Below are 22508 nucleotides of genomic sequence, written 5' to 3' on the forward strand. Positions count from 1 at the left end.
AGGTGCGGCAGGCGCCCCACCATTGTAAGCAGGTTGCACGCCTGCGCGCACACTGCCGCCTCAACGCGTCGAGTTCTCTCCGGGTTCGGCACGCCGACCGATGCCGCGGTAGACCAACCCCCAACTGGCGACGTGGGTGGGGTCGTAGATGTTGCGGCCATCCAGCAGCAGCTTTTCATTCAGCAGCTGGGCCAGCCGCGACCAGTCGGGATTCCAGTAGTGCTTCCACTCGGTGACCAGCATCAGGGCATCGGCATTCTCGCAGGCGGCATAGGGGTCACCGTCGAACAGGCTAAGCAGAGGGTGGTCACCCACTTCGGCACGCAGCGCAGGAACGGCTGCGGGGTCGTGAAGGTGCACCCGCACGCCCTGGGCCCACAGCGCCCGCAGCAGGGTCAGCACCGGTGCATGGTCGATACGCGCCGAACCGGGCTTGAAGGCGGCCCCCCAGATCGCCACGGTGCGCCCTTCGAGCTGACCGTGGAAATGGGTCCATAACTTGCGGAACAGGGTCTCCTTCTTTTGCTCATTGATGTCCAGCACCTGTTCGAGCAGCGCGGATTGACGCCCGCTGGCCTCCTGTACGTCGGCCAGGCGCATCAGATCGCGGGAAAAATGCGGTCCGCCGAAGCCGCAGCCCGGGTAGAGGTACTCGTAGCCGATTCGGGAATCGGCCCCCATCCCCTGGCGCACGTACTCCACGTCGACGCCCAGGCTGTCGGCCAGCCCGGCAATCTCGTTCATGTAGCTGATGCGTGTCGCCAGCATGCCGATGGTGGCCAACTTGGTCAGCTCCGCGGCACGGCGCGGCATCATCTGCATCACGTCGCGCCGGCGATTGAAGGCTCGCAGGAGCTCGCGTACCTGTGCCTCGGCATGTTCGTCGTCACAGCCCAGCAGCCAGCGGCCGGGGCGGGTGAAACTGGCCCAGGCACGCCCCTCCTCGATCATGTCGACCAGGGCGACGGCACGCCGGCCGTTGCCGCCGAGACGTGTCTCGAGGCGTTCGGTCTCGCCCACCGGAAAGGTGGAGTTGTTGATCAGAATGAGCGCCCCTTGCTGCCGTCCGGCGACCTCAGCCACCAGATCGTCGGCTTCCTCGCGCTGCTCCGGCGACAGTGCGAGCCAGAGAATGTCGATGGATTCACCCGAATCCGCGCCTTCGCCATTGGCCAGGCTCAAGGTGCCCTGCTCCAGCCCTTCTTCGAGACGTTCCAGCAGGTCGGGCTCACGACGCAGCCAGTCGGCGGCCTGCAGTGCCGGCCAGCGCATCGAAGCATGCGGCACCCAGCGGACCTGGTGGCCGACCCAGGAGAGCGCGGCGGCGGCCGTAGCCGCCGCCAGTTCGCTACCATGTATCTGTACACGCATATCGCTTACCCCGCTTGACTATAGCGAGCGAGCAGTTCGCGGAACCCCTCGCCGAAACGGGGATGGCGACGGGCATAGACCAGCGTGGCCTCGAGATAGCCGAGCTGATGCCCGCAGTCGTAGGTCTTGCCGCACATACGCCAGGCATCGACGCCGTCGCGCTGACGCAGCGTCTCGATGGCGTCGGTGAGCTGAATCTCGTCGCCGGCCCCGGGCGGCGTCTCGGCCAGCAGCGCAAAGATGCTGCCCGGCAGCACGTAACGCCCGATCACGGCCAGATTGGATGGAGCCTCCTCCCGAGGCGGCTTCTCGACCACGCCGGCCAGCGGGCAGGAGTTGCCGGCAGCAGGTGGCTCGCCCTCGGGGCTTACGATGCCGTACTTGTGCACGCTGTCCCAGGGCACCTCCTCCACCATCAGCTGCGAGCGTCCGGTCGTCTGGTAGGCATCCAGCATGCCGGCGAGATCGTTGCGCGCAAGCCCTTCGTCGTCTACCAGGACGTCCGGCAACAGCACCGCAAAGGGCTCGTCGTCGCCGATCACCGGTCGCGCACAGAGCACGGCATGACCGAGCCCCAGCGGTTCGTGCTGGCGTACGCTGATGATATTGACGTCGGCAGGCACGATGGCGCGCAGCTCATCGAGCAGCTCCTGCTTGTTCTTGGCCTCGAGGGTAGCCTCAAGTTCGAAATGCTTGTCGAAGTGGTTCTCGATGGCGCTCTTGCTGGCATGGGTTACCAGCACGATGTCGCGGATGCCGGCCTGGACCGCTTCGTTCACCACGTACTGGATCACGGGACGATCGACGATGGTGATCATCTCCTTGGGGATTGCCTTCGAAGCCGGCAGACAGCGGGTGCCGAATCCGGCAACGGGCAGAATGGCCTTGCGAATCATGGTGCCTTCCTTGTCGGTTGGTGGAATGGAACTTCCCGGGCCTGTCCTAGATTCCATCATGGGAAAGCCCGGGCAGCTACGGGTACAATAGCGCATGATACCGAAGGTAAAGAATGTTGCCAGGGTGCCAGCCCAATTGACATGGAGAGATCACATGAGCGCAAGTTTCCACCACAACGTCGACCAGGGCGAGATCGCCAAGTTCGAGGCTCTGGCCAGCCGCTGGTGGGATCCGCAGAGCGAGTTCAAGCCGCTGCATGACATCAATCCGCTGCGTCTGGATTTCATCGATGCCCGCTGTGGCCTGGCCGGGCGAAAGGTGCTGGACGTCGGCTGCGGTGGCGGCATCCTCGCCGAGGCCATGGCCCATCGCGGCGCCAAGGTCACCGGTATCGACATGGGCGAGGCGCCCCTCGCCGTGGCGCGCCTGCATGCCCAGGAGAGCGGCGTCGAAGTGGAGTATCGCCAGGCCAGCGCCGAGGTCATGGCGGCCGAGCAACCCGGCGAATACGACGTGGTGACCTGCCTCGAGATGCTCGAGCACGTGCCCGATCCCGGCTCGGTCATTCGCGCCTGCGCCGCCCTGGTCAAGCCGGGCGGGCAAGTGTTCTTCTCCACCATCAACCGCAACCCCAAGGCCTACGCCCTGGCCATCGTCGGGGCCGAATACCTGCTGCGGATGCTGCCCCGCGGCACCCACGAGTATCGCAAGTTCATTCGCCCTTCCGAACTGGCCGGCTGGTGTCGCGAGCACGGCCTCAGCGTTAGTGAGCAGAGCGGCCTGGTCTACAATCCGCTGACGCGACGCTATCGCCTCTCCAGCAGCGACGTCTCGGTCAACTACCTGGTGTTCTGTCAGCGGGAGCAAGCATGAACACGTCGCTACCGGAAGCGTTGCTGTTCGATCTCGACGGCACCCTGGTCGATACCGCCCCCGACCTGGCACGCGCCACGAATGCGCTGCGGGCCCATCACGGCATGGAACCGCTGCCCTACCCGGTGATTCGGGCCCAGGTGTCGAATGGCGGCAGCGCCCTGGTCGCCCTGGCGCTGGGTCTGGACAAGACCCATCACGGTCATGACGAAGCGCGCCAGTTCCTGCTCGATGCCTACGGCCAGGCGGTCGCCGACGAGAGCTGCCTGTTTCCCCACCTCGACCGGCTGCTGGCCAGGTGGGAAACCCAGCATCGCCCCTGGGGTATCGTCACCAACAAGCCGCGCGCCTACGCCGCCCCGCTGATCGAAAGCCTGGGGCTGGCCCCGGGCGCCCTGCTCTGCGCCGACGACCTGCCGCAGCGCAAGCCAGCGCCGGAGCCGCTGTGGGTGGCCGCAGAACGGCTGGACGTCGCTCCCGCCCGCTGCTGGTACATCGGCGACCACCTGCGCGACATGCAGGCCGCCCGCGCCGCCGGCATGGTCGCCGTCGCCGTGGGTTACGGTTACATCGAGGAGGGTGAGGATTACCGGCAGTGGCCGGCCGATCTCTGGTTCGAGACCTGCGAAGCGCTGGTGGAGGCACTGCTTCAGCCTGCCTGAGTCACCAGGCAGGCTGCAGCCATTTGCTTACTTGGGCGGCTGGGCGTCGAAGCGCTGGCCGTTACACCCCTTGCTATCCGGTCCCATCAGCCACAGATAGGTCGGCATGATCTCTTCCGGGGTGCGCAGCGTCTGGGGGTCTTCGCCCGGATAGGCATTGGCGCGCATCTTGGTGCGGGTCGCGCCAGGGTTGAGGGTGTTGACCCGGATCGTGCCCAGGTGCTCGACCTCGTCCGCCAGCACTTCCATGAAGCCCTCGGTGGCGAACTTGGAGACGGCATAGGCGCCCCAGTAGGCACGCCCCTTGCGTCCCACACTCGACGACGTGAAGACCACGGAAGCATCGGCTGAGGACTTGAGCAGCGGCAGCAGCGCTTGGGTCATCCACACCGGGCCGTTGATGTTGATCTGCATGACCTGATCCCACAGCTCAGGATTGTACTGCTCGAACGGGGTGATGCGACCGAGCAGGCCGGCGTTGTGCAGAATGCCATCGAGCCGACCGAACTCCTTGTCGAGAGTCTCGGCCATGTCGTGGTAGTCCTTCAGCGTGGCGCCTTCGAGATTGAGCGGGAAGATGGCCGGCTGAGGCCCGCCGGCGGCCTCGATCTCGTCGTAGACCTTTTCCAGCTTGGCGATGGTGCGTCCAAGCAGGATCACCGTGGCACCGTGGCGGGCATAGGCCAGCGCCGCGGCGCGACCGATGCCGTCACCGGCCCCCGTCACCAGGACGATGCGATCGCGAAGCAGATCGGCGGGCGCCTCGTAGTCGAACTTGCAGGTCATCTTCACTCCTTTGGCAGGGCCAGTGCGTTACAGCGACTGGCGCAGGAAATCGTTGGCGAGGCCGGCGGCACTACTGTCAGGATAGTCGTCACGCACCCGCTCGAGCAGGCCGCGACTCTCCTCGAGCTCGCCCTGACGTGCCTTGATCAGGCCCAGCTTGTACAGCGCATCCGGCACCTTGCTGCTTTGCGGATAATCGTCGATGACCGTGCGGAAGGCAGTCTCGGCCTGATCCAGGTTGGCCTCCGCCGAGTGCAGCTCACCCAGCCAGTAGTAACCGTTGGCCGTGAGGTTGGTGTCGGGGTAGTCGACCACGAAGGCATCGAAGGCTTGGATGGCCTCGCCGAACTGGCGCGACTGAACCTTGGCAAAAGCGGCCTGATAGGCAGCCTGCGCATCGGCGCTGGTGCCGCTGGGAGACGGCGTCTGCGCCACCTGGCGAGCCGCTTCCTGATCGATCTCGGGACTGGTCTGGATACCGGCGCTGCCGGCGCTGATCCGCTCGTCGAGGTCCATGTATTGCTGGCGGGTCTGGTTACGCAGCTGCTCGAGCTGGTGACGCAGCTCCTCGATCTGACCGCGCAACTGCTGGATCTCGCGCTGGTGGTCCTGCAACTGGTTGTAGAGCACCAGGCTGCCGCCGGCCTCTTCACGCACTTCGGCCTGCTCCATGAACCCGCGGGGCTGAGCGGTGCGGTCTTCCACGATCGGGCGCTGCTGTGCTTCGACAAGGCTCATCACGGACAGCGGGAGCACCAGGGCTCCCGCGCCGCACAGCCTTTTCAGACTGTGTCTCATGCTTTACTCCCTCGGCGCTTATGGGCGCCAGTTCGCTCAGTAGGCAAAGACCACGCGACGGTTCTGGGCATGGGCATCTTCGCTGTTGCCACGGACCGCCAGACGCTCTTCACCGTAGCTGACCACCTGGAGCTGGGACGGGGAGACACCCTGCACTTCGAGGAAGCGCTTCACCGAGTTGGCACGACGCTCACCCAGCGCCATGTTGTATTCGCGGGTGCCGCGCTCGTCGGTGTGGCCTTGCAGTACGACGCGTGCATTGCCGTTGGAGCGCAGGTAGCGGGCATGTGCGACCAGGACCGATTCGAATTCCGAACGGATGGTGTCACGGTCGAAGTCGAAATAGATGGTGCGAACGTCGGGGATACGGCCGTCGGCCTGCTGGCCGGCGCGATCGCCGCTGACACCGGTACCGCTGACCTGTCCGGCGCCGGCAGTGCCCGTGCCGACGCCACCATCGGCGCGTGTGCCATCCATGGACCCGTCACGGCTGCCACCGGTGCTGGAACAACCAGCAATCAGGGCAAGAGACAGGGCAATTGCCAGAGTTCTGGCATGTGACTTGAATTGCATCGTCAAACTCCTCAAAGGACTCGAATGACACGTACCACTAGTTCAAGAACGGTGACCATGCGGGTTCACGCACGTCACCACGCGCCGAAGGCAACCGGTAGGACGCCCGTCCATCGGCCGACACGGCCCCCAACACCCCGCTGTTACCTTGCTGGGTGGCGAAGATTACCATGGTCCCGTTGGGCGCAACACTAGGCGACTCATCCGAACGGGTCTCACTGATCACGACAAGACGACCGGAACCGAGATCCTGCCGCGCAACCTGGAAACCGTTGTTGCTGCGGTGGACCAGGAACAGCGCCTCCCCATCCGGCGACAAGCGCCCACGGGCGTTGTAGTTGCCGGTGAAGGTCAAGCGCTCGGTCTGGCCGCTGCCGAAGCTGTAGCGGTAGATCTGCGGGCCGCCACTGCGGTCTGAGGTGAAGATCAGGCTGCGACCGTCCGGCGACCAGGCCGGCTCGGTGTCGATGCTCGAGTTGTTGGTGATGCGCTCGAGATTGCGTGATCCCACGTCCATGATATAGATGTCCGGCTGGCCATCCTTGGACAGGGTCATGGCCAGGCGACGACCATCCGGGGACCAGGCCGGCGCGCCGTTGATGCCATCGAACGACGCCACTTGAGCTCGCTGGCCGGTACCCACCTCCTGAACGTAGATGGCGGGACGCTCGGTCTCGAACGAGACATAGGCCAGCTTGCGTCCATCAGGCGACCAGGCCGGCGACAGAATCGGCTCACGCGAGCTCAGCACCTGCTGGCTGTTGTGCCCGTCGGCGTCGGCCACGTAGAGGCCGAACTGCATGTCCTGGTCGGTGCCCTGGGCCGTGACGTAGGCAATGCGGGTAGAGAAGGCACCGCGAATCCCGGTGACAGCCTCGAAGATCTGATCGCTCACATAGTGCGCACCGCTGCGCAGCTCGTTGCTGCCGGCGCTGACGCTCTCGCCTAGCATACGGCGCTGGCCGCTGACGTCCATCAGCTCATAGCGAATGCGATAGCCGTCGGCGGCACGACTGACCTGACCCACTACCAGGTAGCGCACGTCCAGCGCCCGCCACTGGCCATATTGCACCTGATCACCGGAGCTGGGCCGGTCGTACATGGCGTTGCGCGGCAGTGGCGCGAAGTAACCGCTGCGCTCCAGATTATCACTGATGATCTGGGCCACATCCTCGGGCAGACTTTCACCGTCGGCCGAGAACGGCACTATGGCAATGGGGGTGGCCCGGTCACTGCCGCGCGTGATCTCGATGGTGAGATTGGCCTGGGCAAGCGAGCTGAACAGCAGCAGCATGGCGCTCAACCAGATGGTCGTCAGGGCTTTCATCAGCGTACATCTCCCGGTGTGAAACGCAGATTGAACTGGCGGAAGTCACGTTGTGCCGCCGGCGGCAATTGGCGCAGTTCGCCAAAGGGTGCGGCGGCTTCCACAGCCTGTAGAGCGGAGCGATCGAAACTGCCATCTCCGCTACTTTGAGTAATGGTAGCGCCAAAAAGCTCCCCCGAGGGACCCAGCTGGACCTGAACCGTGGCCGCAAGCCCGCCACTGGCCCCGGGGGGGATCACCCATGCCTGCTCCACGGCGCGGCGCACCAGATTGATGAAGCTATTGGCAGCTTCCTGCGCCTGACGCGCGTTGGCCACGGCATCCGACTCGCCCTCGATAGCGCGATCCAACCCCTGGCTGGCGGCTTCGGCCGCACGTCGGGCCTCTTCCTCACGGCGACGCTGCTCCTCGGCCTCGCGCTGACGCTGGGCTTCCTCCTCACGGCGACGCTGCTCCTCGGCCTCGCGCTGACGCTGGGCTTCCTCCTCACGGCGACGCTGCTCCTCGGCCTCGCGCTGACGCTGGGCTTCCTCTTCGCGCTGGCGCTGCTCCTCGGCCTCGCGCTGACGCTGGGCTTCCTCTTCGCGCTGGCGCTGCTCCTCGGCCTCGCGCTGACGCTGGGCTTCCTCCTCACGGCGGCGCTGCTCCTCGGCCTCGCGCTGGCGCTGCTCCTCGGCCTCGCGCTGGCGCTGCTCCTCGGCTTCCCGCTGGCGTCGCGCCTCCTCTTCGGCGCGCTGCTGAGCCTCCTGCTGACGCTGACGTTCGGCTTCCTCCGCGGCTTCCTGTTGGCGCTGACGTTCCGCTTCCTGCTCCTCGCGCAGCCGTGACTGACGCTCGGCTTCCTCAGCTCGACGCTGGGCCTCGGCCTCGGCTTCCTGTCTTGCCTCCTGCAGCCGGCGTGCTTCTTCTTCACGCGCTGCCTGCTGTTGCTCGGCCTCACGGGCACGCTCTTCGGCCGCCTGACGCTCGGCTTCGGCGCGCGCTTGCTCTTCGGCCTCGGCCTGGCGCGCTTCCTCTTCCTGGCGTGCCTCTTCTTCCGCCTGTCGCGCCGCGGCACGCGCGCGTGCCTCCTCGGCACGCTGAGCCTGGTCGGTGGTGGTCTCGGTGCTGATCAGCGTCGCCTGCACGATCGACGTCGACTCGGCATCGACCGGCTGACGCTGCGGCAGCGTGACCAGGCTCAGCACCACAACCAGCACGTGCAGGCCGATCGCCAGCAACGTGGGCACGCCATAGCCGACCGGCTTGTCATTACTGCGCGAAGGGCCGCGCTGACGTCGGGCCATCACGTCTCCTAGTGTCCTGGTCAAGAAGCTCTTAATCACGCGGCGGCGGCTCGGAAATCAGCCCGACGTTGCTCACGCCCGATACCTGCAGCGTACTCATCAGGGTCACGACCTCGCCGTAGGGCACGAAACGGTCGCCGCGCACCATGACCTGAGTCCCAGGCTGACGCTCGAGCAGAATCAGCACCCGGTCGCCGAGCTCCTCCAGACCCACGGCCATCTCTTCGCCGCCGATCGACAGGTAATAATCCCCCTCTCGATCCACAGACACGATGATGGGATCGCGGTCTTCCTGGGAGTCGATGGGCTCCGAGGTGACCTGGGGCAGCTCGATCTGAACGCCCTGGGTCAGCATCGGTGCCGTGATCATGAAGATGACCAGCAGTACCAGCATGACGTCGATGAAGGGGACGACGTTGATCTCCCCCATCGGCTTGCGGCGGCCGCCACGATTGAAAGGACCATGCATGTCGCGACTCCCTCAGGCGGCGCCGGCTTCGCTGCGACCCTGCAGATTGCGGTGCAGGATGGAGTGGAACTCCTCGGCGAAGTCCTCGTACTTGCCCAGTAACCGATCGGATTCGGACGACAGGCGGTTGTAGAAGATAACGGCGGGGATAGCGGCGAACAGGCCCATGGCGGTAGCGATCAGGGCCTCGGCAATCCACGGCGCGACGGTGGCCAGGGTGGCCTGCTGAGCCATGGAGAGCGCCTGGAACGAGCCCATGATGCCCCACACCGTGCCGAACAGGCCGATATAGGGGCTTGCCGACGCCACGGTTGCGAGGAACACCAGGTGCAGCGTGAGGCGCTCCTCTTCCCGCGACCAGGCCACGCGCATGCTGCGCTGAACGCCGTCGAGGATGGCATCGGCGCTCTTGGTCTTGGCCATCAGGCGGTTGAATTCGCGAAACCCGGCGCGAAAGACATGCTCGGCACCCTGGGTTTCCTGCTCCGACGGCGTTTCACGATAGAGTTCGTTGAGATCGACACCCGACCAGAAGCGCTCCTCGAAGGTCTGGTGCGCGGTACGGGCCCGGCGCATCACGAAAGTACGCTGGAATATCACCACCCAAGAGAGTATCGAGCCTAGCACCAGGATCAGCATGACCAGCTGCACCACGGTGCTGGCGCTCATGATCAGGTGGGGTATTGACATAGTGTCGTTCACGGGCATCCTCGCTGATCTTGCATTCAAGCATTGAGAACCGCGGCGAGTGCCGACGGCCAGGGTCTGGGTTTGAGGCGTTCGGCATCCAGACAGGCGATGTCGACACGCGCTTCACATAAGGGTTCCCCATCACGCTGCACCGACTGAGCGAAACTCAGCCGACAGCGTCCGCTCGATTCGACGGTCGCGGTGACGCAGAGCTCGTCGTCGAGCCGGGCGGGCTTGGCATAGCGGCACTCGAGGCGGTGCACGACCAGCTGCACGCCGGCTTCGAGCAGTTCGCTCTGAGTGAAGCCGTGACGGCGCAGCCATTCACTGCGGGCCCGCTCCATGTATTTGAAGTAATTGACGTAGTAGACGATGCCGCCGGCATCGGTATCCTCGATGTAGACGCGCAGCGGCAAACGAAATTCACTCACGGACGCACCTCACCACCGGCATCCTGCGCCTGCTCGTGGGGCACCAGATCGAAGTGCTGCCAGGCCTGGCGCGTCACCACCCGGCCCCGGGCGGTGCGCATCATCAGCCCCTGCTGGATCAAGTAGGGCTCGATCACGTCCTCGATGGTGTCGCGCTCTTCACCGATCGCCGCCGCCAACGAGTCGATGCCCACCGGCCCGCCGTCGAACTTTTCGATCATCGCCAGCAGCAGGCGGCGATCCATATGGTCGAGACCGTGATGGTCCACGTGCAGCATGTTCAGCGCCTGATCGGCGATGGCTGCATCCACCCGGCCATCGCCCCGCACCTGGGCGAAATCGCGCACCCGACGCAGCAGGCGGTTGGCGATCCGCGGCGTACCCCGCGAGCGTCGTGCCACTTCGCGGGCACCCTCACGGTCCGCCTCGACACCGAGCAGCCTGGCCGAGCGTGCGACGATCTCGGTGAGCTCCTCGATGTCGTAGAACTCCAGACGCTGGACGATACCGAAGCGATCTCGCAGCGGTGAGGTGAGCAGCCCCGCCCGGGTGGTGGCGCCCACCAGCGTGAAGGGCGGAAGATCGAGCTTGATGGAGCGCGCCGCCGGCCCCTCGCCGATGACGATATCGAGCTGGAAGTCCTCCATCGCGGGATAGAGGATCTCCTCCACCACGGGTGAAAGACGGTGGATCTCGTCGATGAACAGCACGTCGCCGGGCTGCAGGTTGGTGAGCATGGCGGCCAGGTCGCCGGCACGCTCCAGCACCGGGCCGGAGGTGGACTTCAAGCCCACGCCCATCTCGGTGGCGATGATGTTGGCGAGCGTGGTCTTGCCCAGGCCTGGCGGGCCGAACACCAGCGTGTGATCGAGGCTCTCGTCACGTCCACGAGCGGCACTGATGAAGATTTCCAGCTGCTCACGCACGCGCGGCTGGCCGATGTACTCGGCCAGCGTCTTGGGACGGATCGCGTGATCGACGCGACTCTCACCCTCGCGCTCCTCGGCGGCGATCAAGCGATCATTCTGCATCATGTCGAACACTCGCGGCGCTCATGAAAATTCAGGACCAAAGTCCCTGTCTCCGATCAAACGACAGTTGGTTTCTATCGAGTCGAGGCCCGCCAGGCGCGCCCTACCCGGCCATCCGCTTGGTCAAGGCCGCCTTGATCAGGGCCTCGGTCGACAAGCCCTCTTCCAGTCCGGACAGCATCTTTGCGGCCTCGGTCGGCTTGTAGCCCAGGCTGACCAGCGCCGCTTCGGCATCGGCCAGCGGATCCTGGCGCTCGCGCTGGCCGCTGGGCAGCGTGGCAATACCCGCCGGATCGGCGGAGGCGCTCTGCTCCCAGTGCGGGAAGCGGTCGCGCATCTCGATGACCAGGCGCTCGGCTGTCTTCTTGCCGACCCCGGGCAGACGCGTCAGGCTCTTGACGTCATCCTCCATCACGCAGCGGATGAACGCCGTCTCATCCATGCCGGACAGGATCGCCAGGGCCAGTTTGGGGCCGATCCCGTTGACCTTGATCAGGGCGCGAAACAGCGCCCGCTCCTGCTCGCGGGCGAAGCCGAACAGCAGGTGGGCGTCTTCACGCACGGTGAGGTGCGTATAGAGCGACACCGCTTCCCCCACCCCGGGCAGCGCCACCAGCGTGGTCATCGAAGCCTCGAGCTCATAGCCGACCCCTGCCACGTCAACGACCAGCCAGGGCGGGTGTTTCTCGAGCAAGGTGCCACGCAAGCGTCCTATCATTCGGCATTATTTCCCGATGCGAATACGTCTGAGGCGCACGGCCTTCCTGGCGCCACTATACTGGTCGCTCAAGCGGCTGACCAGCCCACCACAAACGGTGTTCGAAAATTATTTTGCCCAAAGCGTCAACGCCCTTTCAAGGCTGGAAGTCGCGCCAGGAGCTTCCGCGTCGACGCGTCCGATGACCGCCGAAGCTGCCCTGTGTGACCAGACCCAGGCGGGCATGAGCATGGGTCAGCGCGATGGCCAACGCGTCGGCGGCATCGGCCTGGGGCGTACCGTCGAGCCCCAGTACCGCCACCACCATATGCTGTATCTGGGCCTTGGTCGCGGCACCGCTCCCGGTCACCGCCTGCTTGATCTGGCGCGGCCCGTATTCATGCACGGCCAGGCCGTGATTGGCGCCGCAGACGATGGCCGCGCCACGCGCCTGGCCCAGCTTCAGTGCGGAATCGGGGTTCTTGGCCATGAACACCTGCTCGATGGCCAGCTCCCCCGGGCGATACTCGCCGATCAGCTCGGCGATGCCGGCGTAGATGCGCGCCAGACGCTGAGGCAGCTCGACGTCCTGCAAACGGATGCAGCCACTGGCGACATAGCGCGGCCTGGGCGTAGTGACGTCGAGTACGCCATAGCCGGTGATACGCGAGCCGGGATCGATTCCGAGGATCAGCACGACACGCTCTCCCTGACGAGGGCACTGCGCGCGCTAATGGCATGACCACCCTGGCGGCATCGTGAAACCGGCGCCACTGGGGCGCCGGTCTCGTTCATCGCATAGCAGGCTGGCGTACTCACTCCTGCCCTTCCGCCTTGGCCTTCTGGCGCAGACGAATGTTGAGTTCGCGCAGCTGGTCGCCGCTCACCTCGCCCGGCGCATCCGTCATCGGACAAGCCGCGCTCTGGGTCTTGGGGAAGGCGATCACTTCACGGATGGTGCGCGCACCCGCCATCAGCATCACCAGGCGGTCGAGGCCGAAGGCCAGGCCGCCGTGGGGCGGCGCACCGTAGTGCAGGGCGTCGAGCAGGAAGCCGAATTTCTCGCGGGCCTCCTCCTCGCCGATGCCGAGGATCTCGAACACGGTGCTCTGCATTTCTCGGTCGTGGATACGGATAGAACCGCCCCCCAGCTCGGTGCCGTTGAGCACCATGTCGTAGGCACGCGAGAGCGCGCCCGCCGGGTTGGCCTTGAGCTCCTCGGGGCTGCACGAGGGCGAGGTGAACGGGTGGTGCAGCGGGCTCAGGCGGCCGGCGTCGTCGGCTTCGAACATGGGGAAGTCGACCACCCACAGCGGTGCCCAGGGGCGGGTGTAGAGGTTGAGGTCTTCGCCCAGCTTGACCCGCAGCGCACCCAGCGCCTCGTTGACGATCTTGGCCTTGTCGGCGCCGAAGAAGACGATGTCGCCGTCTGCCGCGCCCACGCGGTCAAGCAACTCCTCGATCACGTTCTCCATGAACTTGACGATCGGCGACTGCAGCCCCTCGATACCCTTGGCACGCTCGTTGACCTTGATCCAGGCCAGGCCCTTGGCACCGTAGATGCCGACGAACTTGGTGTAGTCGTCGATCACCTTGCGCGACATGCTGGCTCCGCCCGGTACCTTGAGCGCCGCGACGCGGCCGTCGGCAGCGTTGGCCGGGCCGGAGAAGACCTGGAAGTCGACCTGCTTCATCAGGTCGTCGACGTCGACCAGCGTCAGCGGAATGCGCAGGTCGGGCTTGTCGGAGCCGTAACGGTCCATGGCCTCGGCCCAGCTCATGCGCGGGAACTCGGGCAGCTCCACGTCGAGCACGTCCTGGAACAGCTCACGGATCATGGCCTCGGTCACGCCCATGATATCGTTCTCCTCGACGAAGGAGGCCTCGATATCGATCTGGGTGAACTCCGGCTGACGGTCGGCGCGCAGGTCCTCGTCGCGGAAGCACTTGGCGATCTGGTAGTAGCGGTCGAAGCCGGCCACCATTAGCAGCTGCTTGAACAGCTGCGGCGACTGCGGCAGCGCGAAGAAGCTGCCCGGATGGGTGCGGCTCGGCACCAGGTAGTCGCGGGCGCCCTCGGGCGTGGCACGGGTCAGGATAGGCGTCTCGATGTCGAGGAAGCCCTGCCCCTCGAGGAAGGCGCGCACGTGATGCGAGATGCGCGAACGCAGGCGCAGCTTCTCGATCATCTCCGGACGGCGCAGGTCGATGTAGCGATGCTTGAGACGCACCTCCTCGCCGACCTTGCCGTGTTCGTCGAGCTGGAACGGCGGCGTGGCCGCCGTGTTCAGCACTTCGACCTGCTTGGCCAGCACCTCGATCATGCCGGTGGGCATCTTCGGGTTCTGGGTACCCTCGGGGCGCAGACGCACGCGGCCGGAAATGCGCAGCACGTACTCGCTGCGAGCACGGTCGGCAGTGGCGAAAGCCTCGGCGGTATCGGGGTCGACCACGACCTGGGCGATGCCGTCGCGATCGCGCATGTCGAGGAAGATCACGCCCCCGTGGTCACGGCGGCGGTGAACCCAGCCGCACAGGGTGACCGTCTGGTCCACCATGGTCTCGTTGAGCTGGCCGCAATAATGGCTGCGCATGTCGTATCCTGTTTCGTAACGTTATCGATTGAAGGGTCGGTCGCGGTCAGGCCGCAGCGCCGTCCTTGGCCGGCGCCTTGCTTTCTTTGCTCTCTCCGCCGCCGCCAGCGGAGTCGCCGGCCAGATTCTTCTTGCTGCCGGATTTGAAGTCGGTTTCGTACCAGCCGCCGCCGGCCAGACGGAAGCCCGCCGCGGAAACCAGGCGAGAAAGCGCCGGTGCTTCACAGGCAGGACAGTCGGTCAGAGGGGCGGCGCTTAGTTTCTGGAGCTTCTCCAGACGATGGCCGCAGGCCTTGCACTGATATTCATAGATGGGCATGGTTCAATTCACTCCTGATTCGACAGCGCGCAACCAACGGCGATATAGGGTCGAGCGGTGCACATTCCAAGCCTGCCGTGAAAGCCCGATAGTATAACGTGCCTGGCAAGGCGTGTCCCAGCCCTGCCGCGGCGAACCAACACAAGGAATTCAGCATGAAAGCCGTGATACTCGATGCCGCCAGCCTGGGTCCCGATATCGACCTCTCCGCCATTCGCGAGCAGGTGGAGACGCTGGAGGTCCATGAGGCAAGCACCACCGAGCAGAGCCGCGAGCGTCTGGCCGGCGCCCAGGTGGCCATCGTCAACAAGGTGGTGCTCGATGCCGCCACCCTCGAGGCACTGCCGGAACTCAAGCTGATCTGCGTGCTGGCCACCGGCACCAACAACATCGACATGGCTACCGCCGAGCGACTCGGCATCGCCGTGCGCAACGTCACGGCCTACGGCACCGCCAGCGTGGCCCAGCACAGCCTGATGCTGATCCTGGCGCTGGCCAACCGGCTACCGCTCTATCAGCGCGACGTGGCGGCCGGACGCTGGAACGCAAGCCCCTTCTTCTGCCTGATGGACCACGCCACCCTGCAGCTCGAAGGCAAGCACCTGGTCATCGTCGGCCAGGGCGAACTGGGCAGCCGCGTGGCCGCCCTCGGCGAAGCCTTCGGCATGCGCGTCAGCTTTGCCGCCCGTCCCGGCAACGAGAGCAACGACTCACGCCCCGGGATAGCCCAGCTTGCCCCCGAGGCCGACGTCATCAGCCTGCACTGTCCGCTCACCGAGGCCACCCGCCACCTGGTCGACGCCGCCCTGCTCGCCACGCTGAAGCCCAACGCCCTGCTGGTCAACTGCGCCCGTGGCGGCATCATCGACGAACAGGCGGCGCTTGCCGCACTGCGTGAGGGCCGACTGGGCGGCCTGGGCGTCGACGTGCTGCCGGCGGAGCCACCGCGTGACGGTCATCCGCTGCTCGATGCCCTGGCCGAGCCGCTCAACCTGATCGTCACGCCGCACAATGCCTGGATCACACCGGAGGCCCGCCAGCGCATCGTGACACTCACCGGCGAGAACCTGCGCAGCTGGCAGGCCCAGCGGGATGGAGCATGACCATGCTGCACAACTCCAATCTTCACAACTTCGGCTCGATCAATCTCGACCACTTTTATCGTGTGCCGCACCTGGTCCACCCCGGCGAGACCCTGGCCAGCCGCAGTTACCATCTCGGCCTCGGCGGCAAAGGGGCCAATCAGTCGCTGGCCATGGCACTGGCCGGCGGCCAGGTGTGCCACTGGGGCCGCCTCGGTCGGCAGGACGCCTGGGCCCGCGACCGCATGGCCCGCGCCGGGGTCGACGTCACCCACCTGGAGCTGGTGGACGAGCCCAGCGGACACGCCATCATCCAGGTCGACGATCGCGGCGAGAACGCCATTATTTTGTTCCCCGGCGCCAACCACGGCTTCACGCGTCGGCATCGCGACGCCTTGTGCGAAGCGGCCAAGCCCGGCGACTGGCTGCTGGTGCAGAACGAGTGCAACGCCCTGGCCGAGCTGCTCGAGTGCGCGCGCAGGCAGGATCTGGCCGTTGCCTTCAATCCCGCACCGATGTCCGACACGGTGCTGGAGCTGCCCCTCGACGCCTGCCAGTTGCTGTTCGTCAATCGCGGCGAGGCGGCCTGGATGGCCGGCCTGCCCGAGACCAGCGATGCCCAGGCCCTGCTCCAGGGTCTGCAGAAGCGGCTGCCGCAGACGGCAACGGTGTTGACGCTGGGCAGCGAGGGGGCCTGGTACCAGTCCGGCGACGAGCGCCATTTCCAGCCCGCCCTGCCGGTGGAGCCGGTGGACACCACCGGCGCCGGCGACACCTTCATCGGCTATTTCATGGCGGCACTGCAGGAGCAGCGCAGCGTACCCGACTGCCTGGCGCTGGCCGCCCACGCCGCCGCACTCGGCGTGCAGCAGCCCGGCGCCGCCGACAGCATTCCATCGCGCGACGACGTCGAGCGATACCTCACCGGCTCACAGAGCGCCTGACACCCACAAGGAGGCAACGTGTCGCACCCGATCATCTTCGATACCGACCCCGGCGTCGACGACGCCCAGGCCATCGCCATCGCCCTGCGTCATCCCGAGATCGAGCTGCTCGGCCTGACCACCACCTACGGCAACGTCGACATCGAGACCGCCACCCACAATGGCCTGCTGCTGTGCGAACTGGCAGGGCGCGGCGACGTACCCGTTGCCCAGGGCGCCGCCGGCCCCATGGTCAAGCCGCGCCATCCCGCGCCGGCGCATATCCACGGCGCCAACGGCCTGGGCAACATCGAACTGCCCGAGGTGAAGGGAAAGAAGGATCCGCGCAGCGCCGCGCAGTTCATCGTCGACACCGTCAACGAGCGTCCCGGCGAAGTCACCCTGGTCGCGGTCGGGCCGGTGGGCAATTTGGCCGCTGCACTGCAGCTCGACCCGGCGCTCACCGAGAAGGTCAAGCGGGTGGTGATCATGGGCGGTTCGGTCCGCGAGGGCGGCAACGTCACACCAGTGGCCGAGGCCAACATGTTCAACGACCCCCACGCCGCCCAGCGCGTGCTCACTGCCGGCTGGCCGCTGACCCTGGTGGGGCTCGACGTGACCCATCGCTGCGTGCTGACGCCGGCCCACATGCAGCGCATCGAGGCGGGTCAGGGCGAGCTGGGCAAGGTGCTGGCCGGCAGCTACGCCTTCTATCGTGACTTCTATCGCGAATTCCTCGGCATCGACGGCTGCTGCCCCCACGACAGCTGCGCGCTGGCCTGGCTGCTGCGCCCGGAGCTGTTCACCACCGCTCCGGGGCATCTGGCGGTCATCACCGAGGGCCTGGCCGAGGGTCAGACCCTGTTCGCCCCCGAAGGGCGCGACTTCATCCAGGAGCGCTGGTCGCAGACACCCCTGGCGGAAGTGTGCCTCGAAGTGGACGGTGAAGCCGTGGTGGAGTGGATCACTGCCACTCTAGGGTAAGAATCAGAGGCAGACGAAGTTGTCCGGGTCATGGCACTCCAGCGCTTCCAGCTCGACGTGCGTGACCCGGGCATTGGGCGGCCCCTGCCACAGCCACGCTGACACCTGGTTGACCGCCTCGCCATTGCCGCACAGCAGCACCTCGACCTGCCCGTCGGCGAGATTCTTGGCGTAGCCGGTCAAACCGTGCTGCAACGCCTGCTCCTGAACCGCACGGCGATACCACACTCCCTGCACCTTGCCGGCCACCAGCGCCTTCACGCAGCGTTTGCTCATTTTCGTCTCCTCATTGACTGAAAAGGGTGCGCACGGATGCTCTAACCTTGATACTAAGGATGCGGTCACGCCACAAGCAACGGCCGCCCAACGGAAGCAGTGCCAACCACTGCGCTCCACATCACAACAACGCATCCTCACGAGGGAGACACCGCCATGCAGGTCTTCGACCACCCCGAGTTCGACCATCATCAGCAGATCGTCTTCGGCAGCGATGAGGCCAGCGGCCTGCGCGCCATCATCGCCATCCACGACACACGCCGCGGCCCTGCCCTGGGCGGACTGCGCATCTACCCCTACGCCAGCGAAGCGGACGCTCTGACCGACGTACTGCGCCTGTCCCGTGGCATGACCTACAAATCGGCTCTGGCCGACCTGCCCCTGGGCGGCGGCAAGGCCGTGATCATCGCCGACCCGCGTCGCGACAAGACCCCCGCCATGCTACGCGCCATGGGCCGGCTGGTGGAATCGCTGGGCGGTCGCTACATCACCGCCGAGGACTCCGGCAGCGGCGAGGAGGACATGCGCCTGATTCGTCAGGAGACGTCACATGTCAGCGGACTGGGGCACGACGGCAACTCGGGCGACCCCTCGCCCTTCACCGCCCACGGCGTTTTCTGCGCGCTGAAGAGCGCCGTGCGCCATCGCCTCGGCCGCAGCGACCTGCAAGGGTTGCGCGTCGCCATCCAAGGGGTCGGGCATGTCGGTGCCCACCTGGCCCGCGAGCTGCACGAGGCCGGCGCCAAGCTGGTGCTGACCGATGTCAATCGTGACAGCCTCGGCATGCTGGCCAGCGAACTGAGCGCCGAGAGCGTCGCGCCCGAGGCCATTTTCGATGCCGACGTGGACGTCTTCGCCCCCTGCGCCCTCGGCGCGGTACTGACCGACGAGGTGGCCGAGCGGCTCAAGGCCAAGGTGGTTTGCGGCGCCGCCAACAACCAGTTGGCAACGGCAGCGGTTGCCGGACGCTTGCAGGCCCGCGGCATTCTCTACACGCCCGATTACGTGGCCAACGCCGGCGGCGTAATCGAAGTCGAGGCCCAGCGTCACCAGCGCTACAACCGCGACTCGGTCATGCGGCACGTGGAGCGCATCGCCGAAACGGTGGACGAGATCCTCAGCCGAGGGCAGAGCGAGGACAAGAGCCCTGCCGCGGTGGCGGATCAACTGGCACGCGAGCGCCTCGCTGGCTGACGCCAGGGCCGGGCGGCGCATCCGCCCGGCCTGCCACCGCTCGCTGCCCGTTCGTCAATCCATCACCAGCTCGCGCTTGACGATCACGGCGCTGTTGCGTGGTACCACTTCGCGCCCCCTGGCCAGCAGATAGCTGCGAGTGAACGCCGCTCCGAACAGCAGAATGAGGGATGAGTAGTAGACCCACAGCAGGATCATGACCACCGAACCGGCGGCCCCGTAGGTCGAGGCCGTCGCGGTATAGGCCAGGTAGGAGGCGATCGCACTGCGGCCGATGGCGAACAGCAGCGCGGTGACCACGGCACCCAGCAGCACGTCCCGCCAGCCCAGCATCACGTCGGGCAGGACCTTGAAGATGGTGGCGAACAGCGCCGTGATCACGGCCAGGGCAACCAGGAACTCGGCGCCGGCCGTCAGAGCGCCAAGCAGCGGCATGGCATCGCCCACCGCCTGGAGCATGGCACGAATCATGATCCCCACCAGCAGCGACACCAGCAGGATGAAGCCAATCGCCAGCACCACGGCGAGCGACAGCAGGCGCTGCTTGAGAAAGATGAGCACGCTGTTGCGGCTGGGCTTGGCCGTCACCCCCCAGATGGTGTTGAGCGAGAACTGCATCTGAGCGAAGACGGTGGTGGCCCCTATGAGCAACCCGGCGACCCCGAGCAGCGTCGGCAGGATACCAGCCTCCTCGATGCGCGACGCCGCCACCGCCTGCTCCACCGCCCGCGCCGCCTCCTCGCCCAGGGTGCCCTGCAGCTGTGCGACGATCTGCCCTTGAGCGGCATCCTCACCGAAGACGATACCAATCACGGCGACGGCAATGATGACCGTAGGCGCAAGCGAGAAAAGCGTGTAAAAAGCCAGCGAGCCGGCATAGCTGAAGGCATTGCGCTCCAGCCATAAGGAAATTGCCTGCTGAACGGTATTCCACCAGAACCGAATCGAGAATCTGTGCACGACGCCTCCTTCGCCTTTGGCCACCATTTCAGCATACGCTACTGAAAACCAGCTGTCGGCACATGGCCCCGCGTTGCAGCCCCGGGCCACCCGCGCCCATAATGGAGCACCCTACCCCCAGCCAAGGAAGCGCGATGAGCGATACCGATCATGAATTCGACTGCCTCGTATTCATCGGACGGTTTCAGCCGCCGCACCTGGGACATCTGGCGGTCATCAACGAGGCCCTGCGCCATGCGCGACAGGTGATCGTCCTGGTGGGGTCGGCCTGGCAGGCGCGCTCGCTGCGCAACCCTTGGCGCTTCGACGAGCGCCAGGCACTGCTGCGCAGCTGTTTCGACGAAGAGGAGAATGCGCGCCTCGAGATCGTGCCGCTGCTGGATGCGCTCTACAACGACGACGTCTGGGTGCGTGACGTGCAGCGCAAGGTGCGCGATATCGCAGGCCACCATCACGCTCGCCTGCCACGCATCGGGCTGATCGGCGCCAGTCGTGGCCAGTCGAGCTACTATCTATCGCTGTTCCCCCAATGGGAGTCGGTCAGCGTACCGCTGGTCGAAGGCATTTCGGCCAGCCAGATCCGCGAGAGATTGTTCCGCTCCCCCTCCTCCAGCGAGGATTACCTCAGCACCGGCGCCACCCATGATCTGCCTCCCGGCGTCTGCGAGGCGCTACGGGATTTCGCCGGCGATGAAGCGCACCTGCAGCTGATGGAAGAACAGAAGCTGCTGGAGCAGTACCGCCAGGCCTGGGCCAACGCCCCCTACCCTCCTATCTTCGTCACGGTGAACGCCGTGGTGGTGCAGTCGGGCCACGTGCTGCTGGTGCGGCGTACCGCTGCCCCAGGGAAAGGACTGTTGGCGCTGCCCGGCGGTTTCATCAACCCCCATGAGCGCCTACTCGACGCCTGCCTGCGCGAGTTGCGCGAGCGGGTCAGGCTCAAGGTGCCGGAGCCGGTGCTCAAGGGCTCACTGCGCGGGCAGCGGCTGTTCGACGAGCCCCACCGCAGCTGGCGCGGGCGCACCCTGGCCGAGGCCTTCTACTTCGCTCTGCGTCCCGACCAGCAGTTGCCCCAGCTCAAGCCGGTCAAGGGCGGCGACCACGCACGCTGGGTACCGCTGGCCGAACTCGAACCGGACAGCCTGTTCGAGGACCACTTCTTCATCATTCAGAATTTTCTCGGCCTGCCGGCCGATTTCAGCGGGATCTAGCGACATACAAAAAGTGCTTCACGGGTCGGCGAGCGGCTCAAGCGCAAGGCGCCCGGAGCGCAGGAGGTGGAGCATATGGGGTATATGTGACGCCTGCGAGCACCGCGTAACGCAGCGATTGGGCGGCGCAGCCAGCCGTGGAGTGCTTTTTTCAGGCTTGGAGGAAATCCCGGGGCAACTTCATCATCTGCCGCCAAAGCTTCTCGACCCCCGGCTTGTGCACCAGCGAGCAGCGGTAGAGACGGATCTCCAGCGGTACGTCCCACTGCTCACCGCCGGCGCGTACTAGCTTGCCGCTCTTGAGCTCTTCGCGCACGCAGAAGTCGGGTATCCAGGCCAGCCCCACCCCTTGCAGCACCATGCCCTTGAGCCCTTCCGCCATGGCGGTTTCGTAGACGGTGCGCAGGCGCAGGCGCAGCGGGTCGTTCTTGAGTAGCATACGCACGCTGCGCCCCAGGAAAGCGCCCTGGGTATAGGCCAGATAGGGAATCGTCTCCTTGCTGTCGAGGCTGAAGCGCGGCTGCCCCTTGGCATCGGGAATACTGATGGGCAGCATCTTGACCTGACCGATGGAGAAGGAGGGAAACACTTCCGCATCGAGCTGCATGGTCGCGTACGGATCGTGATAGGCCAGCATCAGATCGCAGTTGCCCTCACGCAGCACGTGGATGGCCTCGCCCACGTTCATGGCCACGAGACGTGTCGGCAGCTCGCCCAGCCCTTCCTGCAAGCGTGAAATCCACTCGGGGTAGAAGCTCAGTGCCAGCGAGTGGGCTGCGACGATATCCAGCGCCTCGCGCGCCATGGATACGCCGCGCAGATGCCCCAGGCACTCGTTGAGCTGTTCCACCAGATTGCGCGCCGTAACCAGGAACAGCTGCCCTTCCGGGGTCAGGTTGATGGGCGTGGTAGAGCGGTCGACGAGGGTCACGCCTACGGCCTGCTCCAGGGAGCGAATGCGGCGACTGAAGGCCGGCTGGGTGACATGGCGCTGCCGGGCGGAGGCGGAGAAGCTGCGGGTATTGGCCAAGGCCACGAAATCTTCCAGCCATTTTGTCTCGAGGTTCACCGGGA

Annotated in this window: 25 protein-coding genes; 7 read left to right on the forward strand and 18 right to left on the reverse strand. The window is 65.7% G+C overall.

The features are described from left to right. Positions 1-60: 60 nt before the first annotated feature. Positions 61-1371, reverse strand: a complete 1311-nt coding sequence (locus tag HOP53_RS04270; protein WP_234268845.1) for a UDP binding domain-containing protein — start codon at positions 1369-1371, stop codon at positions 61-63. A 5-nt stretch (positions 1372-1376) separates the two neighbouring features. Next, entirely contained in the window at positions 1377-2267 is an 891-nt protein-coding gene (galU, locus tag HOP53_RS04275; protein ID WP_234268846.1) for a UTP--glucose-1-phosphate uridylyltransferase GalU, read from the reverse strand. Positions 2268-2421: 154 nt separating this feature from the next. Between galU and ubiG the strand changes: the two genes are divergently transcribed. Both ubiG and HOP53_RS04285 read left to right on the forward strand, forming a co-directional pair. Beyond that, positions 2422-3141 (forward strand): bifunctional 2-polyprenyl-6-hydroxyphenol methylase/3-demethylubiquinol 3-O-methyltransferase UbiG, encoded by a 720-nt coding sequence (gene ubiG / locus HOP53_RS04280; RefSeq protein WP_234268847.1) that lies wholly within the window; start codon positions 2422-2424, stop codon positions 3139-3141. After that, positions 3138-3803, forward strand: a complete 666-nt coding sequence (locus HOP53_RS04285; RefSeq protein WP_234268848.1) for an HAD-IA family hydrolase — start codon at positions 3138-3140, stop codon at positions 3801-3803. Before ubiG ends, HOP53_RS04285 begins: the two co-directional genes overlap by 4 nt. Before the next feature lie 27 nt (positions 3804-3830). Here the strand turns inward: HOP53_RS04285 and HOP53_RS04290 are convergent, their stop codons facing one another. The 13 genes from HOP53_RS04290 to HOP53_RS04350 all read right to left on the reverse strand — a co-directional run bounded on the left by HOP53_RS04290 (position 3831) and on the right by HOP53_RS04350 (position 14804). Continuing rightward, positions 3831-4589, reverse strand: coding sequence for a YciK family oxidoreductase (locus HOP53_RS04290; RefSeq protein ID WP_234268849.1), 759 nt, complete (start codon positions 4587-4589; stop codon positions 3831-3833). A 27-nt stretch (positions 4590-4616) separates the two neighbouring features. Further along, entirely contained in the window at positions 4617-5387 is a 771-nt protein-coding gene (ybgF, locus tag HOP53_RS04295) for a tol-pal system protein YbgF (protein WP_234268850.1), read from the reverse strand. 36 nt (positions 5388-5423) lie between these two features. Further along, positions 5424-5960, reverse strand: coding sequence for a peptidoglycan-associated lipoprotein Pal (gene pal, locus HOP53_RS04300; protein ID WP_234268851.1), 537 nt, complete (start codon positions 5958-5960; stop codon positions 5424-5426). 37 nt (positions 5961-5997) lie between these two features. After that, positions 5998-7287, reverse strand: coding sequence for a Tol-Pal system beta propeller repeat protein TolB (gene tolB, locus HOP53_RS04305; RefSeq protein WP_234268852.1), 1290 nt, complete (start codon positions 7285-7287; stop codon positions 5998-6000). Further along, positions 7287-8573, reverse strand: coding sequence for a cell envelope integrity protein TolA (tolA, locus tag HOP53_RS04310; RefSeq protein ID WP_234268853.1), 1287 nt, complete (start codon positions 8571-8573; stop codon positions 7287-7289). Before tolA ends, tolB begins: the two co-directional genes overlap by 1 nt. 31 nt (positions 8574-8604) lie before the next feature. Next, positions 8605-9042: a protein TolR gene (gene tolR, locus HOP53_RS04315; protein ID WP_234268854.1), complete on the reverse strand. Its 438-nt coding sequence runs from the start codon at positions 9040-9042 to the stop codon at positions 8605-8607. Positions 9043-9054: 12 nt separating this feature from the next. Continuing rightward, the gene (gene tolQ / locus HOP53_RS04320; protein ID WP_234268855.1) at positions 9055-9744 is read right to left on the reverse strand and encodes a protein TolQ; all 690 of its coding nucleotides are present in this window, start codon (positions 9742-9744) and stop codon (positions 9055-9057) included. A gap of 23 nt (positions 9745-9767) precedes the next feature. After that, positions 9768-10163 carry a tol-pal system-associated acyl-CoA thioesterase gene (ybgC, locus tag HOP53_RS04325; RefSeq protein WP_338073289.1) on the reverse strand — a complete coding sequence of 132 codons (396 nt, stop codon included), beginning with the start codon at positions 10161-10163 and terminating at the stop codon, positions 9768-9770. Further along, on the reverse strand, positions 10160-11197 hold the full coding sequence (gene ruvB / locus HOP53_RS04330; protein ID WP_234268857.1) for a Holliday junction branch migration DNA helicase RuvB: 1038 nt from the start codon (positions 11195-11197) through the stop codon (positions 10160-10162). The genes ybgC and ruvB overlap by 4 nt, the downstream gene beginning before the upstream one ends. Positions 11198-11297: 100 nt before the next feature. Further along, positions 11298-11912 (reverse strand): Holliday junction branch migration protein RuvA, encoded by a 615-nt coding sequence (gene ruvA / locus HOP53_RS04335; protein WP_234268858.1) that lies wholly within the window; start codon positions 11910-11912, stop codon positions 11298-11300. A 136-nt stretch (positions 11913-12048) separates the two neighbouring features. After that, positions 12049-12588 (reverse strand): crossover junction endodeoxyribonuclease RuvC, encoded by a 540-nt coding sequence (ruvC, locus tag HOP53_RS04340; protein WP_234268859.1) that lies wholly within the window; start codon positions 12586-12588, stop codon positions 12049-12051. 118 nt (positions 12589-12706) lie between these two features. Then, on the reverse strand, positions 12707-14485 hold the full coding sequence (gene aspS / locus HOP53_RS04345; protein WP_234268860.1) for an aspartate--tRNA ligase: 1779 nt from the start codon (positions 14483-14485) through the stop codon (positions 12707-12709). Between the two features lie 46 nt (positions 14486-14531). Next, positions 14532-14804 carry an FmdB family zinc ribbon protein gene (locus HOP53_RS04350; RefSeq protein ID WP_010628624.1) on the reverse strand — a complete coding sequence of 91 codons (273 nt, stop codon included), beginning with the start codon at positions 14802-14804 and terminating at the stop codon, positions 14532-14534. A gap of 155 nt (positions 14805-14959) precedes the next feature. Here HOP53_RS04350 and HOP53_RS04355 point away from each other — a divergent pair, with 155 nt between their 5' ends. Genes HOP53_RS04355 through HOP53_RS04365 form a run of 3 tightly spaced genes read left to right on the forward strand, consistent with a single transcriptional unit; the run spans position 14960 to position 17793 of the window. Further along, positions 14960-15907 carry a D-2-hydroxyacid dehydrogenase gene (locus HOP53_RS04355; protein ID WP_234268861.1) on the forward strand — a complete coding sequence of 316 codons (948 nt, stop codon included), beginning with the start codon at positions 14960-14962 and terminating at the stop codon, positions 15905-15907. Continuing rightward, positions 15904-16830, forward strand: coding sequence for a ribokinase (locus HOP53_RS04360; protein ID WP_234268862.1), 927 nt, complete (start codon positions 15904-15906; stop codon positions 16828-16830). The genes HOP53_RS04355 and HOP53_RS04360 overlap by 4 nt, the downstream gene beginning before the upstream one ends. A gap of 18 nt (positions 16831-16848) precedes the next feature. Next, on the forward strand, positions 16849-17793 hold the full coding sequence (locus HOP53_RS04365; RefSeq protein WP_234268863.1) for a nucleoside hydrolase: 945 nt from the start codon (positions 16849-16851) through the stop codon (positions 17791-17793). Between the two features lie 3 nt (positions 17794-17796). On the opposite strand, the gene yccX is transcribed toward HOP53_RS04365, so the two are convergent. After that, a complete protein-coding gene (gene yccX / locus HOP53_RS04370) occupies positions 17797-18069 on the reverse strand; it encodes an acylphosphatase (protein ID WP_234244714.1) in 273 nt (90 codons plus the stop codon). Positions 18070-18225: 156 nt separating this feature from the next. Between yccX and HOP53_RS04375 the strand changes: the two genes are divergently transcribed. Further along, positions 18226-19263, forward strand: a complete 1038-nt coding sequence (locus tag HOP53_RS04375; protein ID WP_234268864.1) for a Glu/Leu/Phe/Val family dehydrogenase — start codon at positions 18226-18228, stop codon at positions 19261-19263. A 54-nt stretch (positions 19264-19317) separates the two neighbouring features. Here HOP53_RS04375 and HOP53_RS04380 read toward each other — a convergent pair whose 3' ends face one another. Continuing rightward, on the reverse strand, positions 19318-20250 hold the full coding sequence (locus tag HOP53_RS04380) for a YihY/virulence factor BrkB family protein (RefSeq protein ID WP_234268865.1): 933 nt from the start codon (positions 20248-20250) through the stop codon (positions 19318-19320). 107 nt (positions 20251-20357) lie between these two features. Here HOP53_RS04380 and HOP53_RS04385 point away from each other — a divergent pair, with 107 nt between their 5' ends. Further along, positions 20358-21434 carry a bifunctional nicotinamide-nucleotide adenylyltransferase/Nudix hydroxylase gene (locus HOP53_RS04385; RefSeq protein ID WP_234268866.1) on the forward strand — a complete coding sequence of 359 codons (1077 nt, stop codon included), beginning with the start codon at positions 20358-20360 and terminating at the stop codon, positions 21432-21434. Between the two features lie 151 nt (positions 21435-21585). Here HOP53_RS04385 and HOP53_RS04390 read toward each other — a convergent pair whose 3' ends face one another. After that, entirely contained in the window at positions 21586-22503 is a 918-nt protein-coding gene (locus HOP53_RS04390) for a LysR substrate-binding domain-containing protein (protein ID WP_234268867.1), read from the reverse strand. Between the last annotated feature and the right edge of the window lie 5 nt (positions 22504-22508).

The organism is Billgrantia ethanolica (assembly GCF_021404305.1).
Lineage (GTDB): Bacteria > Pseudomonadota > Gammaproteobacteria > Pseudomonadales > Halomonadaceae > Halomonas > Halomonas ethanolica.

Excerpts from the sequence above, each read along its gene's own strand:
- HOP53_RS04270 (WP_234268845.1), bottom strand. The coding sequence starts at position 1,371 with ATGCGTGTACAGATACATGGTAGCGAACTGGCGGCGGCTACGGCCGCC.
- galU (WP_234268846.1), bottom strand. The coding sequence starts at position 2,267 with ATGATTCGCAAGGCCATTCTGCCCGTTGCCGGATTCGGCACCCGCTGT.
- ubiG (WP_234268847.1), top strand. The coding sequence starts at position 2,422 with ATGAGCGCAAGTTTCCACCACAACGTCGACCAGGGCGAGATCGCCAAG.
- HOP53_RS04285 (WP_234268848.1), top strand. The coding sequence starts at position 3,138 with ATGAACACGTCGCTACCGGAAGCGTTGCTGTTCGATCTCGACGGCACC.
- HOP53_RS04290 (WP_234268849.1), bottom strand. The coding sequence starts at position 4,589 with ATGACCTGCAAGTTCGACTACGAGGCGCCCGCCGATCTGCTTCGCGAT.
- ybgF (WP_234268850.1), bottom strand. The coding sequence starts at position 5,387 with ATGAGACACAGTCTGAAAAGGCTGTGCGGCGCGGGAGCCCTGGTGCTC.
- pal (WP_234268851.1), bottom strand. The coding sequence starts at position 5,960 with ATGCAATTCAAGTCACATGCCAGAACTCTGGCAATTGCCCTGTCTCTT.
- tolB (WP_234268852.1), bottom strand. The coding sequence starts at position 7,287 with ATGAAAGCCCTGACGACCATCTGGTTGAGCGCCATGCTGCTGCTGTTC.
- tolA (WP_234268853.1), bottom strand. The coding sequence starts at position 8,573 with ATGGCCCGACGTCAGCGCGGCCCTTCGCGCAGTAATGACAAGCCGGTC.
- tolR (WP_234268854.1), bottom strand. The coding sequence starts at position 9,042 with ATGCATGGTCCTTTCAATCGTGGCGGCCGCCGCAAGCCGATGGGGGAG.
- ruvB (WP_234268857.1), bottom strand. The coding sequence starts at position 11,197 with ATGATGCAGAATGATCGCTTGATCGCCGCCGAGGAGCGCGAGGGTGAG.
- ruvA (WP_234268858.1), bottom strand. The coding sequence starts at position 11,912 with ATGATAGGACGCTTGCGTGGCACCTTGCTCGAGAAACACCCGCCCTGG.
- aspS (WP_234268860.1), bottom strand. The coding sequence starts at position 14,485 with ATGCGCAGCCATTATTGCGGCCAGCTCAACGAGACCATGGTGGACCAG.
- HOP53_RS04350 (WP_010628624.1), bottom strand. The coding sequence starts at position 14,804 with ATGCCCATCTATGAATATCAGTGCAAGGCCTGCGGCCATCGTCTGGAG.
- HOP53_RS04355 (WP_234268861.1), top strand. The coding sequence starts at position 14,960 with ATGAAAGCCGTGATACTCGATGCCGCCAGCCTGGGTCCCGATATCGAC.
- HOP53_RS04360 (WP_234268862.1), top strand. The coding sequence starts at position 15,904 with ATGACCATGCTGCACAACTCCAATCTTCACAACTTCGGCTCGATCAAT.
- yccX (WP_234244714.1), bottom strand. The coding sequence starts at position 18,069 with ATGAGCAAACGCTGCGTGAAGGCGCTGGTGGCCGGCAAGGTGCAGGGA.
- HOP53_RS04375 (WP_234268864.1), top strand. The coding sequence starts at position 18,226 with ATGCAGGTCTTCGACCACCCCGAGTTCGACCATCATCAGCAGATCGTC.
- HOP53_RS04380 (WP_234268865.1), bottom strand. The coding sequence starts at position 20,250 with ATGGTGGCCAAAGGCGAAGGAGGCGTCGTGCACAGATTCTCGATTCGG.
- HOP53_RS04385 (WP_234268866.1), top strand. The coding sequence starts at position 20,358 with ATGAGCGATACCGATCATGAATTCGACTGCCTCGTATTCATCGGACGG.